Raw genomic sequence first — 14541 nt, forward strand, 5'->3', positions numbered from 1 at the left:
GCGCATTATGAATCCTAGATTACCTTGGTTAAACCATTACCCCCAGGGCGTTCCGCACGAGATTTCTCTTGGGCAATATTCTTCATTGGTAACGCTGATTGAAGAATCGTTTGCGCAACTCCCCGACAGAGTTGCTTTGGAGTTTATGGGCTGCTCCATCAGCTATCGCGAACTCGATGCCTTATCTCAAGAATTCGCGGCTTATCTGCAAACATTAGCGCTAGAGTCAGGTGCGCGGGTCGCCATTATGCTGCCCAACGTCCCTCAGTATGTGATTGCAATGCTAGGCACTTTGCGAGCAGGCTATACGGTGGTCAATGTCAATCCACTTTATACCGCGCGCGAGTTAGAACATCAGTTACGTGATAGCGGTGCCAATATTTTGGTCGTCCTAGAAAACTTTGCTCATGTGTATCACGAGATTGCTGCCCAAGCTCCCATGAAAAAAGTGATTGTTACCAGTTTAGGGGGGTCAATTGGACCCAAGGGTGTGATCGTGAATTTGATTGCGCGCCACATCAAGAAAATAGTGCCTCACTGGGATTTTCCTTGTGTGAAATTCAATGCAGCGCTCAAAATTGGTAAAGGCCATGGTTTTAGAGCTACGACAGTGGGTCTTGATGACATTGCCTTCTTGCAATATACCGGTGGTACCACTGGCGTATCTAAGGGCGCTGTATTGTTACACCGCAATATCTTAGCGAACATCATCCAAATTGATGCATGGCTAGAGCCTGCTATGCGACATCAGCAACTGCAGCCATTAGTCTTTTTATGCGCATTGCCTATGACCCATATTTTTGCTCTAACCGCATGTGCTTTGTTGGGAATACGCAAGGGCGGAAAGTTACTTTTGGTTGCTAATCCTCGGGATATCAGCGGTTTTATCAAGCTACTTTCCAAGCATCCAGAGATCTCGATATTTCCAGGGGTGAACACATTGTTTCATGCATTGATTCATCGGCCTGAGTTCTTAAGAGTAAAGTTTCCAAACTTGCTGGTTACGATTGGCGGCGGTATGGCGGTGCAAAAAAAGACTGCTGATTTATGGAAAAAAATGACGGGTGTTCCAATTGCTCAAGGCTACGGGCTATCTGAAACTTCACCTGTCGTGTGCGTCAACACACCTTTGGTTACTGAGTTCACAGGCTCAATTGGCATGCCCGTTCCCGGTACCGATGTCTTGATATTGGACGACCATGGCAACGAAGTGCCGTTTGGGGTTGCTGGTGAAATTGCCATCAAAGGGCCTCAGGTAATGGCCGGTTATTGGAATCAACCTGAAGCTACTACTGAGTCAATGACTGAGAGTGGCTACTTCAAGTCGGGGGATATTGGCATCATGAGTCCCGATGGCTATGTGAAGATAGTCGATCGCAAGAAAGACATGATTGTCGTAGCAGGCTTTAAAGTATTCCCCAATGAGATTGAAGAAATTATTTCTCAAATGCCTGGTGTAAAAGAGTGCGCTGTGATTGGTTTGCCCCATCGCAAGTTGGGGGAAATTGTGAAGGCCTATATCGTTAAAGCCGATGAGAGCTTAACGGAAGCGCAGGTTGTGCGCTATTGCAAGGAGCAAATGACGGCTTACAAGCGCCCACGAAAAATCACATTTATTGATGAGATGCCAAAGTCAATTGTAGGAAAAATACTGCGTAGACAATTACGGGATTTATAGGCCGCCACCAAAACGATACTGCCAAGATATACCCAATAAATCATAGTTATTATTCGTGCGAGAGTATGCACCGGTACTCGCCGTTAGGCGAATCGAGTTGTGTTTATTAACCGGTAAGGACATCGTCGCCCCAAAGCGCCAGTTCTCTTGAGTGCCGCTAATTAGGTTGCCATTGAGATAGGATTGTCCGCCAGTAAAGTAAGTGGCATCGACAGAAGCCCAAGCGGTATTTTGAAAATAGTAAATCGCGTGGGTTTGTGCTGAGTACACGGGATTTTGGGATAGTGAATTGGTGCCCATGAAATTGGTGTTGCTGGTGTAGAAAATCCCCGATCCAGCCAATTCAAATCTCCAGGGTCCAATGGCCTTTGACGCACCAATGCCTGGTTGCACAAACCAACGATTGGCACCTACATTAATGAGTTGGTTGTCATCATATTTACCCCAGGGAATAGAGGCGGTTAAGGTGGCACCAATAATCAAATCTTGTTGATAGCTTTTGAACTCATCGAGGGTGAGAGCGGGTGCTCCATAGAGATTAATAGCCGCTTTAATTAATGGATCTGATAGACCCTCGGTCGAGGCATTGACGGTTCTACCACCCAAGGTGGTTGATCCTGTTAATTGACCATAGGGAAGTACCAGGGTTAACTTGCCAGATTGGCCGCCAACATCAATGATGTGCGTAACGCTCATTGCCTCGCTTGTGAGAGTGTAATTTCCTGCTTTGGCTTGAGCGACACCTGCGCTGATAAAGGTGATGCCAATAGGCGCATTCGAGTAGGTGCGAGCCTCTATCTCTTGCGCACGAATAGACTGACTAAATAACGATGCGTAGACTAGTAAGCAAAAAAATGCATATTGCCACAGTCGTTGAGCATCGCTAGGCATTGCAATTACGACTGAGTCTTTTTGCGTGGGCCAAAGAGTAGTTCAATAGTGGCGACATTACCCAAAGAAAGTTTTAATCCGCAATAGAGCAGGTATGGCCAAACAATGAGCCAATACACAATGCACATCGCTACCACTCGCAGAGGATTGGATTTGCCGAATTCAGCCATCGAAGGAATGAACTCTTTTCCATGGATCAAGCCGTGTACACCTGCTTCTATGTAATTGAGTGATAGGACTATCAAGAGGTAGACCACGGACTCCAGAATGAGAGAGCTCACAATGCCATGATTTTTGCTCACTTTAATTGGAAACACCATTTGTCCAACCATCAGGAATTTGGCGCATACCGCCGCTTTAATAATGGCGAAACCAAAAATCGATAAAGGAATGGGGCGCTCATCTAAAGAGGTGGCAGCCAAAAATGCTAGGGCGCAAAACCATGAGCCAAAATAAAGAGTCAGGGTAAATGCAGTTTGAACTTCTTCTTTTAATTTACTTAGCAAGGCTGATTTACTCCAGGATGGTAGATTGCGTTGTTATAGATGAATCGGTATATGAATTACGCCTTATTGCTAAACTGTGCCTCCCAGGCATGAATCTCTGGAAGACCTAAGGCATCACTGTACTGCGTTGGGGTGAACATATTTTCAGTGTAGTTGCCTAATTTTTCATGGGACTGCAAGTGTTTTAATGCGAGCTCCATTGCATGGCCAAATACGCCACGGGCAAGGCTTGGGTGAATCGCGATATCGATACCATGCTCTTTAAGCTCAGACGCTTTCAGCAATGAAATCGGGCCGCCGACATCCACATTAAAGAGGCAAGGCGCTTTAACTTCGCGCTTAATCAACTCAATCATTGATAAAGCATTCTCATTGGCCTTGAGCTCTACAAATACGGCATCTGCTCCAGCGGCAACGAATGCCTTAGCGCGATGAATTGCTTCATCTAAACCAAAGGCACCAGCACTATCGGTGCGCGCTATGAGCATGAGTTGGGGGTCGGACCGCGCTGCAACAGCTGCCTTTATGTGATTTAGGGCATCGGTAAAGCTTAAGACCGATCTTGATCCCTCAAATTGCGCACATTGCTTAGGAAAGGTTTGGTCTTCAATATGTAGAGCTGCAACGCCAGCCGCCTCAAATTCTTGTATGGTGCGCTTGATGTTTAATACACCGCCATAACCAGTATCTGCATCACAAATGAGGGGGATGTCAATACAGGCTGCAACCCTTCGAGCATGATCGGACATTAAAGTTAAATCAATCTGACCAATATCTGGTGTGCCAAGTAGGGCGGCTGAAACACCATTACCAGTCATATAGGCAGCTTTAAAGCCCGCGTTTTGCACTAATCGTGCGCCATAGCCATCGTAAATACCGGGAGCAATCACCGCCTGATTCTGCTGTAGAAGTTCACGAAGTTTTGCTCGCTTTTGAGTGGCCGTTGACGACATTATGCAAATTTCCAGTCGGGATGTGCTTTTAGAAAAGGAATTAAACCACCGTATTCAATCAGGCGAATCATTTCCTTGGGTAGGGGCGGTGCATTTAAGATCATATTGCCAGTAGCGGCAATAGTGCCTGTTGCAAAATTCACAGTCAGAGATGATCCGTCGAGAATGGTCGAGGTATCGCACTCAAGAACTGGCATGCCATTATTGATTGCATTTCTAAAGAACTGGCGACCAAAGGATTTAGCAATAATCCCTCTGATGTTCATAATTTGCATAATGTGTACTGCTTGCTCGCGCGAAGAGTTGATACCAAAGTTTTCTCCTGCGACCAAAATGCCGCCTTGGGCAGCGGCTATGCGAAGCGCTATTCCTGGCGATAGTTGATCAAATGCAACCGTAGCAATGGCTTCGGCAGTTTTATTTGGCAAGTATTTTCCAGAGCAATTGACATCAGTATTGACGTGATCACCTAAAACAAAAGCCTGACCCTGCACTTGAGAGAGGTCGATATTGCTCATGACAGTGCCCTCCATTGACCGCCATTTACTGTGCGTGGGTCGGTGATGAAGCCGGTTAATGCGGAGGCTGCTACGGTGGCTGCTGAACCCAGCCAAATGTCAGCATCTGGATTAGAGAGCCTGCCCTTAAAGTTTCTGTTGGCAGTAGAGATGATGGTGTCGCCATCACCCGGGACGAGGTGATTAGTGATGCCAACGCAAGTGCCACAGCCTGCTGATTCAAAGGAGGCTCCAGCCATGGTTAGGATTTCAATAAGGCCCTCGCGTAATGCCGCCAAATAGATTTGACGCGAAGCTGGGGTCACGATCATTCGTACGCCAGAGGCCAGTTTCTTACCTTTGAGAATGGCTGCCGCTTGACGAATGTCATCTAAACGTCCGTTGGTGCAGGTACCAATGAGGGCAAATTGAATTCTTTGTTTAACCACCTCGTGTGCAGCAACTATGTCATCGACTTCGTGCTTGCGCGCAACTTGCGGAGCTAATTGACTGGCGTCTATATCAAGGGATTGTGCGTAGACTGCATCAGCATCGGCGAAGACTGGTTTTGGTGTTTGTGCTCCATGGGTCTTTAGCCAATCGATGGTCTTTTGATCTGCTTCTAGTATCGCTGCCTTGGCACCTAACTCCGCTGCATGATTGCAGAGTGTCATGCGGTCATCAATATCCATCGCCGAGACCGCATCACCTGCATATTCAATTGCTTTGTAATTGAGGCCTTCGGCACCAAACTTACCAAGCATGTATAGCGTAATGTCTTTGGCCCAAACACCAGGCTGAAGAACATTATTTAGTTTGACGTGTACCGTCTCGGGAACGCGAAACCATAATTTTCCAGTGGTCATCACAGCCGATACATCAGTGCCCTCAATGCCAGTACCGAAGGCATTAAATGCCCCGTAGGTGGTGGAGTGGGTATCAGTACCAACAATCAGGTTACCAGAGGTCAAATGCCCGCCTTCCGGTAATACCTGATGACAGATGCCATCACCAATATCGTAGAGTTGCGTTCCTTCTTTTTGAGAGAAAGCGCGCATCTCCGTGTGAATTTGCGCCGCCTCAAGATTGGGTGGCGGCGAGTAATGATCAAGTACCAATGCGGTCTTGTTGGCAAACTGAAGTTGTTTGCTACCAATACGATTGATCATTTTGATCGAATTAGTTGCCCTTGTATCGGTCACCATTGCAAAGTCAACATCACAGACAACAACATCACCTGCTTTGACGGATTGACGCTGCGCATGAGCAGCCAAGATTTTTTCGCTAATCGTAGAGCCCATATTATTGGCGGGGAAGGTTAATATTTTTGATGAGTTTTCCCCAGAGTTCGTATTCTGATTTCACAGTATTAGAAAGTTCTTGAGGTGTGGAGGGTGATGGCTCTAAGTCCACTTTGCGCAAGCGCTCAGCCGTTCCCGGATCCTTTAAAGTGGCCACAATCGCCTTATTGATCTTGTTAACTAGTTCTGGATTCATCTTGGGCGGTGCAATGAACGCATACCAATTTAAAGCTTGGTAACCAGGGTAGCCTTGTTCGGCAATTGTCAGAACATTTGGGAGTCCAGGTAGACGCTTTAAGCTGGTGACAGCCAAGGGTCTAATTTTGCCACCTTCAATTAAAGGGACGGCGGTAGGGGTGCTGGCAAAAATTGCAGTAATGTTGCCACCGAGAAGGTCTGTCATTGCTGGTCCACCCCCTTTGTAGTTAATATGCTCTCCCTTCATTCCAGCGCGCGCTTTTAGAAGTTCGCCAGCAAGATGCCCGGTGCTTCCATTTCCAGATGAGCCAAAGGTCACAAATTCATCTTTATTCTTTCCGGCCGCCACAAAATCACTGAGATTTTTAATGGGAGAATCCGCTTTTACGACCAAAATATTGGAGAAAGTGACACCCTGAGATAAAGGGGTGAAGTCGGTTAATGGGTTAAAGCTGGTGCCGCCTGGCATATGGGGATTAATAGCCATGGAGCCAACGGTAGTGAGCATGAGGGTGTATCCATCAGGATCCGCTTTCAGAAGCTGTTCGCTCGCTAAATTACCTCCAGCGCCAGGACGGTTTTCAATCACAATCGGCTGGCCCATTTTTTCCCCCAGTTTGGGTCCTAAAATTCGGGCCGCGCTATCAGCTCCACCACCAGGAGCAAAGCCAACAATAAGACGAATGGGCTTATTGGGATAAGTACTTGCTTGGGCGTTGCAAATTGCTGGAATGCCCAATAAGGTAAGAGCTAGAGGGGCTAGAATCTGAAAAAATGAACGGCGTTGGTTTTGATGTATTTGTCTCATATTTTTTGTAAAAAAGTGTTTGTGCAATATTAACTGAATCGGGCTAGTCATGGCATGGTGCGGGTAATGGGATTGAGTCGTGCTAAATCAAGCCAAAAATCATAGATAATCGATTTTCAATAATAAAAACTGATGATGGAGATCAATTATGGGTATGTCTAGAGGTGGGGTGCTAGCAATATTAGTGTCATTGCTGTCGGCCGTTTGGAGTGTTGGAGCCAATGCGCAAAGCTGGCCTCAAAAACCGATCAAATTTATCGTGCCATTCTCAGCGGGTGGCGCAAATGATTTGATGGCAAGGGCTGCTGCTGAAGGTGCAGCTAAGGTCTTGGGTCAAGCGATTGTGGTTGAAAACAAACCCGGGGCTGGCGGTACTCTTGGTACCGTATTCGTAAGCAAAAGCGTTCCAGATGGTTACACGTTCCTGATAAGCGCGGCAGGTGTTGTTTCAAACAACATGATTAAAAAAACGACTAACTATAAAGATAGCGATTTAGTGCCAGTGGTCATGATTGGTTTGGCTCCGTCAGTCATTGTGGTGCCTGCTAATTCGAACTATAAAAATTTACGCAATTTAGTGGATGCATCCAAAGAGGGGGCTGGGCTTCATTTTGCTACCGCAGGCACTGGCAGCACACCCCATTTTGTTGCGGAGTTACTTAATACTCGATACGGTGCGAAATTTATTCCGGTTCCTTACAAGAGTGGCTCAGAAGGTGCCGCTGCGGTGATGGGTGGTCAAGTTGCCGCCACCTCTGAGGCGAGCATTGTGGCGCTCCCCCATATTAAGCAAGGTGGAAAATTTAAAGCCTTGGCTACGACATGGACTAAACGTATTTCTGCATACCCTGAGCTGTCCACCGCAACAGAGCAAGGATTTCCAGAGTTGCAAATTGCTCATTGGGCAGGCATTCATGCTCCTGTAGGTGTTCCGCCAGAGATCATGGACAAGTTAGCTGCTGCTGTAGATGTCGCTATGAAATCTCCACAAGTAGCTGATCGCTTAAAGAGTCAAGGGATTGAGCCTGTAGGAGGTACGCGAGCTTCGTTTAATGAATTTGTTGATGCGGAGCGCGCGCGTCTTGGAAGTATTGTCAAAGCAGCCAATATGAAAGACGACCAATGAAGTCTGATCACGAGTATGGCGCCATTCTGCGCAAAAAGATCTCAGCGAAATCAGGCCTTCTGGTAGCGGGCGCTTCTAATGCATTGGCTGCTCGAGTGATTGAGCAGCAGGGCTTTGAAGCGGTTTATCTCAGTGGTGCCGGTTTAACCAATGCCTTTTATGGAATCCCGGACCTCGGTTTCGTAGGTCTAGGGGATTTAGTGCAGCACACTTCGGCAATTCGGGATGCGATTGCACTGCCGATCATTGTTGATGCCGATACAGGATTTGGCAATGCCCTCAACGTGCGACATACCATTCGCTCGCTTGAGCGTGCTGGTGCCAATGCGATTCAGCTTGAAGACCAAGTCATGCCCAAAAAATGTGGGCACTTTACGGATAAGTCCGTGGTTGATGCGCGGGAGATGGTATCGAAAATTCGCGCCGCTGTTGATGCGCGTGAGAGTGCAGACTGCCTGATTATTGCGCGTACTGATGCGCGAGCTATTTATGGTTTAGATCATGCGCTTGAGCGCGCACAACTTTACGCTGAGAATGGTGCCGACATTACTTTTGTCGAGGCGCCTGAAAGTATTGAAGAGCTCGAGCGAATCGCAAGTGAATTAGCTTGCCCACAAATTGTCAATGTAGTGATTGGTGGTAAAACACCCAGCCTTTCTCAAGCAGAATTTGCACGCATGGGTTTTGGAATGGTGCTGTATGCCAATGCCGCTTTACAAGGCGCGATGCGCGGTATGACAAATGCCTTATCGCATTTAAAGCAGCATGGGGAACTTAAGGAAGATCCCAATCTCGTTGCTACTTTTGAAGAGCGTCAAAAGTTTGTGCAAAAACCTTTTTTTGACGAGTTAGATAAGCGCTATCGGGAGTAATCTTCCTGATTGCTCCGTCAAGTTTTTGGCCATTCAGCGACTCAGACGTAGCGCGCAATAAAGGCTTTATCCCCCTTGATCGGCGCCTTAATCCAAACAATATGACCTGAACCAGGGGCTACATCAATTGGTTCACCCTTGAGATTCCACATGGCATCGAGGGTTAGGTCCTGATTACCAGTTGGTTCAATGATTTCCAGTTTATCGCCCAAGGCAAAATGATTTTTCACATCCACCTTCACGCGGCCCGAAGCTTTATCAAACTCCAAGGTTTCACCAACGTACAGACTTCTTCCTGATAAAGAGTGACCTCGCATATAGAGTTGGTACTCTTTATCGTGGTGACGCTCATAAAAACCGTCTGTATAGCCACGATTTGCTAAGCCCTCTAAATTACCAATAAGAGAGGTATTCATAGGCCGGCCTGCAACCGCATCATCAATAGCGGTGCGATAGGCTTGACAGGTTCTTGCAACGTAGTAGGGTGATTTAGTGCGGCCTTCAATCTTGAAAGAATCCACGCCCATCTTGGTCAATCTCTCAATATGTTCAATGGCTCGTAGATCCTTAGAGTTCATGATGTAAGTACCATGCTCATCCTCTTCCATAGGCATAAGATCGTCTGGCCTTCTTGCTTCTTGAATCAGCACCACATCTCCACTGGCGTTTTCCTCGGCCGGTTTGACTTGGTAGTCCCAGCGACAGGCATTAGTGCAGGCGCCTTGGTTGGAGTCGCGATGAGACATGTAACCAGATAAGAGGCAGCGCCCAGAATAAGCAATGCACAATGCGCCATGAACAAAGACTTCTAATTCCATTTCAGGACAGTCTTGACGTACTTCTTCGATCTCATCGAAAGACAATTCGCGGGACAAAATGACACGACTAATACCCACTGAACGCCAGAATTTGGCTGAAGCACCATTTACTGTATTGGCTTGAACGGATAAGTGGATCGGCATATCAGGCCAAGCTTCTCTAGCCATCATGATGAGACCAGGATCGGACATGATGAGTGCGTCAGGCTTTAATCCTACGACTGGATCCATATCCTTAATATAGGTGCGGGTCTTGCCGCCGTGCGGAAGCAAATTAGAGACTAGATAAAACTTCTTGCCAAGTTGGTGGGCAGTGTCAATTCCTTCTTTGAGGGTTTCCATCTTGCCAAAGTCATTGTTTCTGACTCGCAGAGAATAACGGGGTTGTCCTGCATAAATGGCATTCGCACCGAATTCAAATGCGGTACGCAGCATATTGAGGCTGCCTGCGGGGGCTAGTAGTTCTGGAATTTTGGTCATGAGTGCTATTTTAGTGCTCAATCTTTTAAATCGATAGATTTAAAGTCTTTTATGGACTAGCACAGCGCTTTAAAGCTCCAACGGACCGACTCTAGTGCTCCTTTTAGCAACGATTCTTAGATTAGTTTTGACGCTCACTTTGAGTGAACTTCATCTGCAAGTCGAGGCAAGGCCCGCTACTTGGAGTTCAATTTTTATTGCCCTAATTCAAAAAGGGTTATTTTCTATTATGTTGATAAATTTTCAATATAAAAGTTGTTTTCGATTCACCTAGGTAAATCTATGGCTTAGTAATATTATCCCGTCATGCCGCCGCTTTACCTTTCTTATCTTCATCTCGCAAGCTCCATTAGGGAGGTCAATAAAAGCTATCGGCTGACTGATGGCAAGCAAGTGATGGTGCTTGAGGCCATTCTTATGGCGTATTCGCAAGATAAGCCCTTTTCTATGTTGGACTTAGTGTTACTAAATGAAATTGCCTCACAAGTAACCCTGCATTCAATTGCAAAGCAATTAATACAACTGAAGTTGATTCAGGCCCATACGTCCAAAACTGATGCAAGGCGAAAATATATCCATCCAACAAAATTAGGGTTAAGTTGGTTAGATGATTGCGCGAAAGTTTTAAGTTCGCTAAATATGAGTCACGAATAAAGAGGCTAAATTTGTTTAGCTTTTTATATGCGGAAATTCTTCAGCAAGCTTTATAAATACTTCTGTCAGGTTGCGACTGATAAAACTCTTTTGATATCTATTTATGAGTTCCCAAGACCGAGATTTACCGGTATTTTTGAGATCTGTTTGGGTAAAGTCATCGTTTTTCATACTCCATATGATTTTTTGAGCACAACACTTGATGAACTAAAGTCACGGATTGATGCTCAAGGTATAAATTTGACCGGCCTAAAGTTTAATAAAATTAAATACCGCAATATCAGTCCACTTGCCATTCAAGGAATTCAAGATTGGTTTGAGGTTAAAGATTCAGATGGCATAAGTGAAGCTTATCTTGCGGGGCCGGCTATTTCGATGGAGGCTCCTAGCGAAGCAAAGGCTCTTGAAGATGCTGTGCTTGAACTGCGTGATTTGGCTAAACGACTCGACTCTTATACTTTATCTAAATACTTGGCGCTTAAGACAAACATTTTGGCCGATGAAATTGCTGAATGTAAGTCCTCCATATACGACTCAAAATTATTGCCTTAAATTCTCTTTTTTGGGTGCAGTCTTTTTGTGCCAACTTGCTAGTCATCAACCCTCGACTCTATCTGCCTCGCAAGAGGTATGTTGTCTGTGGATTAGAAGGTAAAAAAGCCTTCGGAGCGATTAACTCTGAAGGCTTTTACTTATTTGGCTCCTCGACCTGGGCTCGAACCAGGGACCTACGGATTAACAGAGATGTTCTTAACGCTTCAGCTCTCATTCTTACACAGACTTACACATTCATGCAAGAGGGAAAAGCTACGGATTTGACATCCTATTTTGAGGTTTTGGCTTCAGTAAGTTTGATCATTTTCGATGGCTCAATATTCAAAGCCTTAGCCAACTTAAATATGACGCTAATCGTAGGTTGATTTCTGCCTAGTTCTATGAGGCTTACATAGTTACGCTCGATACCAGCCTCAAAAGCGAGATTTTCTTGGGTAAATTCCGCTTTTTTTCGTAATTCACGCAGAACAATGCCAAATGCTTTGCCAGGAGAGGTGTCTTTATATTTGCCCATTATGTTGGGCAAACTTTGACCTAGATGCTATTCTGTGTCTTCACAATATATTATGAATTTTATTACTGTTTATCTTCTCGCTGTCCAATAAATAAGGGTTATCAGTTATGCACTCCGAAATTGAGGAATTTAAAATTCGACACTCAATCTCAGGAATCCCTTTATGTTTTTATTCGATTGTGGATGGAAAGACTTTAGATAGAAAAGCAAAAGTAAGTAGTCGACAGGAATTGGATGTTGTACTAGAGACAAATGGATTGCGCTCAAGTTGGGATCAACAGTGGGAGGAAATTTCAAGACTCACTAATCCCGAGACAAATCAATATGTTGATCGGGGGCACATAAACAAATTTTTTGTTGCTCTTGCTAAAGAGTTAACCGAAGAGGCTGAGGAAAAGGTTGGCAAAATCCAATCTATATTGGTAGATGGGATAGATTCATCGGAGGGTTCTATTTGGGATATATTATGGAACTTTTATTTCTTCAATGATCCTGCGCTTAAGAATTCTAGTAATGAGGAATTAAGCGAGCCAATTGCCACTCTTTCAGAGCCAGAGCCGAATATTTCGGATCAAAAATATAAAGTAAGCCTTGGTTTAATTGACAGATTGATTGGCAAATCTAGCCAAAAAAGCAACTTCAATACTGCATTATTTGAATCAGATCATTCCTCTTGGCTGGAGAGAAGGAGGTTGGCTGAGGCTAAGGTCAAGTCAGCCAATGAAGCTCTTCAAAAATGGGAGCAGAGGGAGGCTGAGAATGCAAGGCTATTGAAGGCTAGATCTAAGGCTATCGATGAATTAAAGTCTCAATATGAAGCTGGAAACGCTGATGCAATAGTGGAGTATTGCGATATAGCATTAGGAATGTCGAACTTTCCAGATTGCATTCAAAATATTTACGATCTTGAATATACGCCATCAACTCAAACTCTTTTGATTGAGTTTTTACTACCTAATGTTGAGGATCTTCCTAAAATAAAGGAGTGGAAATATACGGCAACAAAAGGTCTTCTATCTGCAAAGGAATTGAGTGTAGCCGACCTCAATAAGCTATACGATGAGGCTATTTATCAAATATCTTTAAGGGTCATTCATGAAATATTTGACTCGGATAAGGGTAACTATATTGATGGGATAGTCTTCAATGGTAGGGTTGTGTTTACTAATAAAAGCACAGGGCATGAAGAATCAGCCTGCATAATTTCCATACAGGCATCAAAAGATGAGTTTTTAGCTATCAACCTATCAAAAGTCGTTGCTAAGGACTGCTTTAAGTTGCTTAAGGGTGTTGGGAGCTCAAAGTTGCACGGAATGTCTGCAATTGCCCCAGTTATGAGTATGAGGCGTGAAGATGGTCGTTTTGTGTCGGCTCAAGAGGTGGCAAGTACTGTCAATGAATCGACAAATTTAGCTGCAATGGATTGGCAAGACTTTGAGCATCTCATTAGGGAAATCTTTGAAAAAGAATTTTCAATCAATGGGGGTGAGGTCAAGATTACTCAAGCCAGTAGAGATGGTGGGGTGGATGCTGTTGCCTTTGATCCTGATCCAATTAGGGGTGGGAAAATTGTTATTCAAGCTAAGCGATACACCAATACTGTGGATGTATCAGCTGTCCGTGATTTGTGGGGTACTGTAGATCATGAGGGGGCAATGAAAGGAATTCTTGTTACCACTTCCGATTATGGCCCTGATGCGTATAACTTTATTAAAGGTAAGCCTCTTGTTCTTTTAAATGGTGCGAATTTATTACATCTTTTGGAAAAGCATGGGCATAAGGCTCGTATTGATATTCAAGAAGCAAAATTAATGAACGGATAAGCTATGAATGCAATAAAGTATTTTTTGGTTCTTGTATTTTTCGCTTTGAGTGTTGGTTGCTCGACAACACCAACGCCATCCTCCGAAGCTATCCCCACTCCCAAGGATCGAGTTCTAGCCTTTCAGGATAAGTCAGCAGATAAAACATCTGTCATAGTGGTTACGAGAGATCAAGGATTTGTGGGTGGCGGGTGCTTTTATGCCGTCTCAATTGATTCAATCCTCTCTGCTAGGTTGGATGTCTCTGAAAGAGCGCAGTTTTATTTAGCTCCAGGAGAGCATTTATTAAAGGCAGGAAGAGACCCGCAGGGTGGTGGTTTGTGCGGTCTTGGTTCAGATATGTGGGTGCAAAGAGAGACTACACTTAAGGCTGGGGAGACTAAATATTTTCGCTTCTCCATTGATATGAATGGAACGCCTGATATACATAGGGCAGATTGATATGGCAAATGATAATAATGACAAGTCTGAATCCCAGTTACTTTGGGATACAGTTGCTACGGCAGGAAAAATTGCAATGGTAGTTGTCTTATTGATTGGTGGATGCATATATCTCGGTAGCGACGATAAGCGCCCAGCATGGGATAAGGCGGTTGCAGAAAAAAATAAAAATTGCTCAGTCGCTAAACAGATAGGAAATATTAAAAATATTTCTCTTTACTGCAATTAGTTTTTTTATTCAATTTATTTCTAAAGTAGATAAATTCAAAATATCGTTTTCGGACATGCCTTCACAGTAGTGGGCGACATCCCCCCCTAGTCGGCTGAGTGGGCTACTCCCTACTCGGATATACAAACCGAGTAGCTAAAGTGTCTTCAAATAGCGGAGTAATTCAGCCTTATCAATACAACATACAAGCCCTGTAG

16 protein-coding genes are annotated in these 14541 nt (G+C 44.8%); 8 read left to right on the forward strand and 8 right to left on the reverse strand.

The window, feature by feature from the left end; translation table 11 throughout:
- Positions 1-7: 7 nt before the first annotated feature.
- On the forward strand, positions 8-1678 hold the full coding sequence (locus AOB49_RS04885) for an AMP-binding protein (protein WP_062308610.1): 1671 nt from the start codon (positions 8-10) through the stop codon (positions 1676-1678).
- Here AOB49_RS04885 and AOB49_RS04890 read toward each other — a convergent pair.
- Genes AOB49_RS04890 through AOB49_RS04915 form a run of 6 tightly spaced genes read right to left on the reverse strand, consistent with a single transcriptional unit; the run spans position 1673 to position 6832 of the window.
- Positions 1673-2569 (reverse strand): transporter, encoded by an 897-nt coding sequence (locus AOB49_RS04890; protein WP_062308611.1) that lies wholly within the window; start codon positions 2567-2569, stop codon positions 1673-1675. The two genes, AOB49_RS04885 and AOB49_RS04890, sit on opposite strands and share 6 nt — an antisense overlap.
- A 5-nt stretch (positions 2570-2574) precedes the next feature.
- Positions 2575-3075, reverse strand: a complete 501-nt coding sequence (locus tag AOB49_RS04895) for a hypothetical protein (protein ID WP_062308613.1) — start codon at positions 3073-3075, stop codon at positions 2575-2577.
- A 56-nt stretch (positions 3076-3131) separates the two neighbouring features.
- Positions 3132-4028 carry an isocitrate lyase/PEP mutase family protein gene (locus AOB49_RS04900; RefSeq protein ID WP_062308615.1) on the reverse strand — a complete coding sequence of 299 codons (897 nt, stop codon included), beginning with the start codon at positions 4026-4028 and terminating at the stop codon, positions 3132-3134.
- Positions 4028-4546, reverse strand: a complete 519-nt coding sequence (locus tag AOB49_RS04905) for a LeuD/DmdB family oxidoreductase small subunit (protein ID WP_062308617.1) — start codon at positions 4544-4546, stop codon at positions 4028-4030. Before AOB49_RS04905 ends, AOB49_RS04900 begins: the two co-directional genes overlap by 1 nt.
- The gene (locus AOB49_RS04910; protein WP_062308619.1) at positions 4543-5826 is read right to left on the reverse strand and encodes a 3-isopropylmalate dehydratase large subunit; all 1284 of its coding nucleotides are present in this window, start codon (positions 5824-5826) and stop codon (positions 4543-4545) included. Before AOB49_RS04910 ends, AOB49_RS04905 begins: the two co-directional genes overlap by 4 nt.
- Before the next feature lies 1 nt (position 5827).
- Entirely contained in the window at positions 5828-6832 is a 1005-nt protein-coding gene (locus AOB49_RS04915; protein ID WP_062308621.1) for a Bug family tripartite tricarboxylate transporter substrate binding protein, read from the reverse strand.
- Positions 6833-6986: 154 nt separating this feature from the next.
- On the opposite strand from AOB49_RS04915, the gene AOB49_RS04920 reads away from it, so the two are divergent.
- Together AOB49_RS04920 and AOB49_RS04925 are read left to right on the forward strand one after the other, a co-directional pair.
- The gene (locus AOB49_RS04920; RefSeq protein WP_156471357.1) at positions 6987-7958 is read left to right on the forward strand and encodes a Bug family tripartite tricarboxylate transporter substrate binding protein; all 972 of its coding nucleotides are present in this window, start codon (positions 6987-6989) and stop codon (positions 7956-7958) included.
- Positions 7955-8830, forward strand: coding sequence for an isocitrate lyase/PEP mutase family protein (locus AOB49_RS04925; RefSeq protein ID WP_062308625.1), 876 nt, complete (start codon positions 7955-7957; stop codon positions 8828-8830). The genes AOB49_RS04920 and AOB49_RS04925 overlap by 4 nt, the downstream gene beginning before the upstream one ends.
- Positions 8831-8871: 41 nt before the next feature.
- Here the strand turns inward: AOB49_RS04925 and AOB49_RS04930 are convergent, their stop codons facing one another.
- Positions 8872-10128: a peptidase U32 family protein gene (locus AOB49_RS04930; RefSeq protein WP_062308626.1), complete on the reverse strand. Its 1257-nt coding sequence runs from the start codon at positions 10126-10128 to the stop codon at positions 8872-8874.
- A 306-nt stretch (positions 10129-10434) separates the two neighbouring features.
- Here AOB49_RS04930 and AOB49_RS04935 point away from each other — a divergent pair, with 306 nt between their 5' ends.
- Both AOB49_RS04935 and AOB49_RS04940 read left to right on the forward strand, forming a co-directional pair.
- The gene (locus AOB49_RS04935; RefSeq protein WP_062308629.1) at positions 10435-10782 is read left to right on the forward strand and encodes a hypothetical protein; all 348 of its coding nucleotides are present in this window, start codon (positions 10435-10437) and stop codon (positions 10780-10782) included.
- Positions 10783-10929: 147 nt separating this feature from the next.
- Positions 10930-11334: a hypothetical protein gene (locus AOB49_RS04940; RefSeq protein WP_156471336.1), complete on the forward strand. Its 405-nt coding sequence runs from the start codon at positions 10930-10932 to the stop codon at positions 11332-11334.
- A 271-nt stretch (positions 11335-11605) separates the two neighbouring features.
- Here AOB49_RS04940 and AOB49_RS04945 read toward each other — a convergent pair whose 3' ends face one another.
- Positions 11606-11851, reverse strand: a complete 246-nt coding sequence (locus AOB49_RS04945) for a helix-turn-helix domain-containing protein (protein WP_062308633.1) — start codon at positions 11849-11851, stop codon at positions 11606-11608.
- Between the two features lie 107 nt (positions 11852-11958).
- Between AOB49_RS04945 and AOB49_RS04950 the strand changes: the two genes are divergently transcribed.
- Genes AOB49_RS04950 through AOB49_RS04960 form a run of 3 tightly spaced genes read left to right on the forward strand, consistent with a single transcriptional unit; the run spans position 11959 to position 14344 of the window.
- Complete coding sequence (locus tag AOB49_RS04950) at positions 11959-13674, forward strand: restriction endonuclease (protein ID WP_062308634.1); 1716 nt, start codon at positions 11959-11961, stop codon at positions 13672-13674.
- A 3-nt stretch (positions 13675-13677) separates the two neighbouring features.
- Complete coding sequence (locus AOB49_RS04955) at positions 13678-14115, forward strand: hypothetical protein (protein WP_062308636.1); 438 nt, start codon at positions 13678-13680, stop codon at positions 14113-14115.
- A gap of 1 nt (position 14116) precedes the next feature.
- The gene (locus tag AOB49_RS04960; protein WP_062308638.1) at positions 14117-14344 is read left to right on the forward strand and encodes a hypothetical protein; all 228 of its coding nucleotides are present in this window, start codon (positions 14117-14119) and stop codon (positions 14342-14344) included.
- Positions 14345-14541: the final 197 nt, after the last annotated feature.

Origin of the sequence: Polynucleobacter sinensis (genome assembly GCF_001595985.1) — a bacterium.
Taxonomy (GTDB): Bacteria; Pseudomonadota; Gammaproteobacteria; order Burkholderiales; family Burkholderiaceae; genus Polynucleobacter; species Polynucleobacter sinensis.

Excerpts from the sequence above, each read along its gene's own strand:
- AOB49_RS04885 (WP_062308610.1), top strand. The coding sequence starts at position 8 with ATGAATCCTAGATTACCTTGGTTAAACCATTACCCCCAGGGCGTTCCG.
- AOB49_RS04890 (WP_062308611.1), bottom strand. The coding sequence starts at position 2,569 with ATGCCTAGCGATGCTCAACGACTGTGGCAATATGCATTTTTTTGCTTA.
- AOB49_RS04900 (WP_062308615.1), bottom strand. The coding sequence starts at position 4,028 with ATGTCGTCAACGGCCACTCAAAAGCGAGCAAAACTTCGTGAACTTCTA.
- AOB49_RS04905 (WP_062308617.1), bottom strand. The coding sequence starts at position 4,546 with ATGAGCAATATCGACCTCTCTCAAGTGCAGGGTCAGGCTTTTGTTTTA.
- AOB49_RS04910 (WP_062308619.1), bottom strand. The coding sequence starts at position 5,826 with ATGGGCTCTACGATTAGCGAAAAAATCTTGGCTGCTCATGCGCAGCGT.
- AOB49_RS04915 (WP_062308621.1), bottom strand. The coding sequence starts at position 6,832 with ATGAGACAAATACATCAAAACCAACGCCGTTCATTTTTTCAGATTCTA.
- AOB49_RS04920 (WP_156471357.1), top strand. The coding sequence starts at position 6,987 with ATGTCTAGAGGTGGGGTGCTAGCAATATTAGTGTCATTGCTGTCGGCC.
- AOB49_RS04925 (WP_062308625.1), top strand. The coding sequence starts at position 7,955 with ATGAAGTCTGATCACGAGTATGGCGCCATTCTGCGCAAAAAGATCTCA.
- AOB49_RS04930 (WP_062308626.1), bottom strand. The coding sequence starts at position 10,128 with ATGACCAAAATTCCAGAACTACTAGCCCCCGCAGGCAGCCTCAATATG.
- AOB49_RS04935 (WP_062308629.1), top strand. The coding sequence starts at position 10,435 with ATGCCGCCGCTTTACCTTTCTTATCTTCATCTCGCAAGCTCCATTAGG.
- AOB49_RS04945 (WP_062308633.1), bottom strand. The coding sequence starts at position 11,851 with ATGGGCAAATATAAAGACACCTCTCCTGGCAAAGCATTTGGCATTGTT.
- AOB49_RS04950 (WP_062308634.1), top strand. The coding sequence starts at position 11,959 with ATGCACTCCGAAATTGAGGAATTTAAAATTCGACACTCAATCTCAGGA.
- AOB49_RS04955 (WP_062308636.1), top strand. The coding sequence starts at position 13,678 with ATGAATGCAATAAAGTATTTTTTGGTTCTTGTATTTTTCGCTTTGAGT.
- AOB49_RS04960 (WP_062308638.1), top strand. The coding sequence starts at position 14,117 with ATGGCAAATGATAATAATGACAAGTCTGAATCCCAGTTACTTTGGGAT.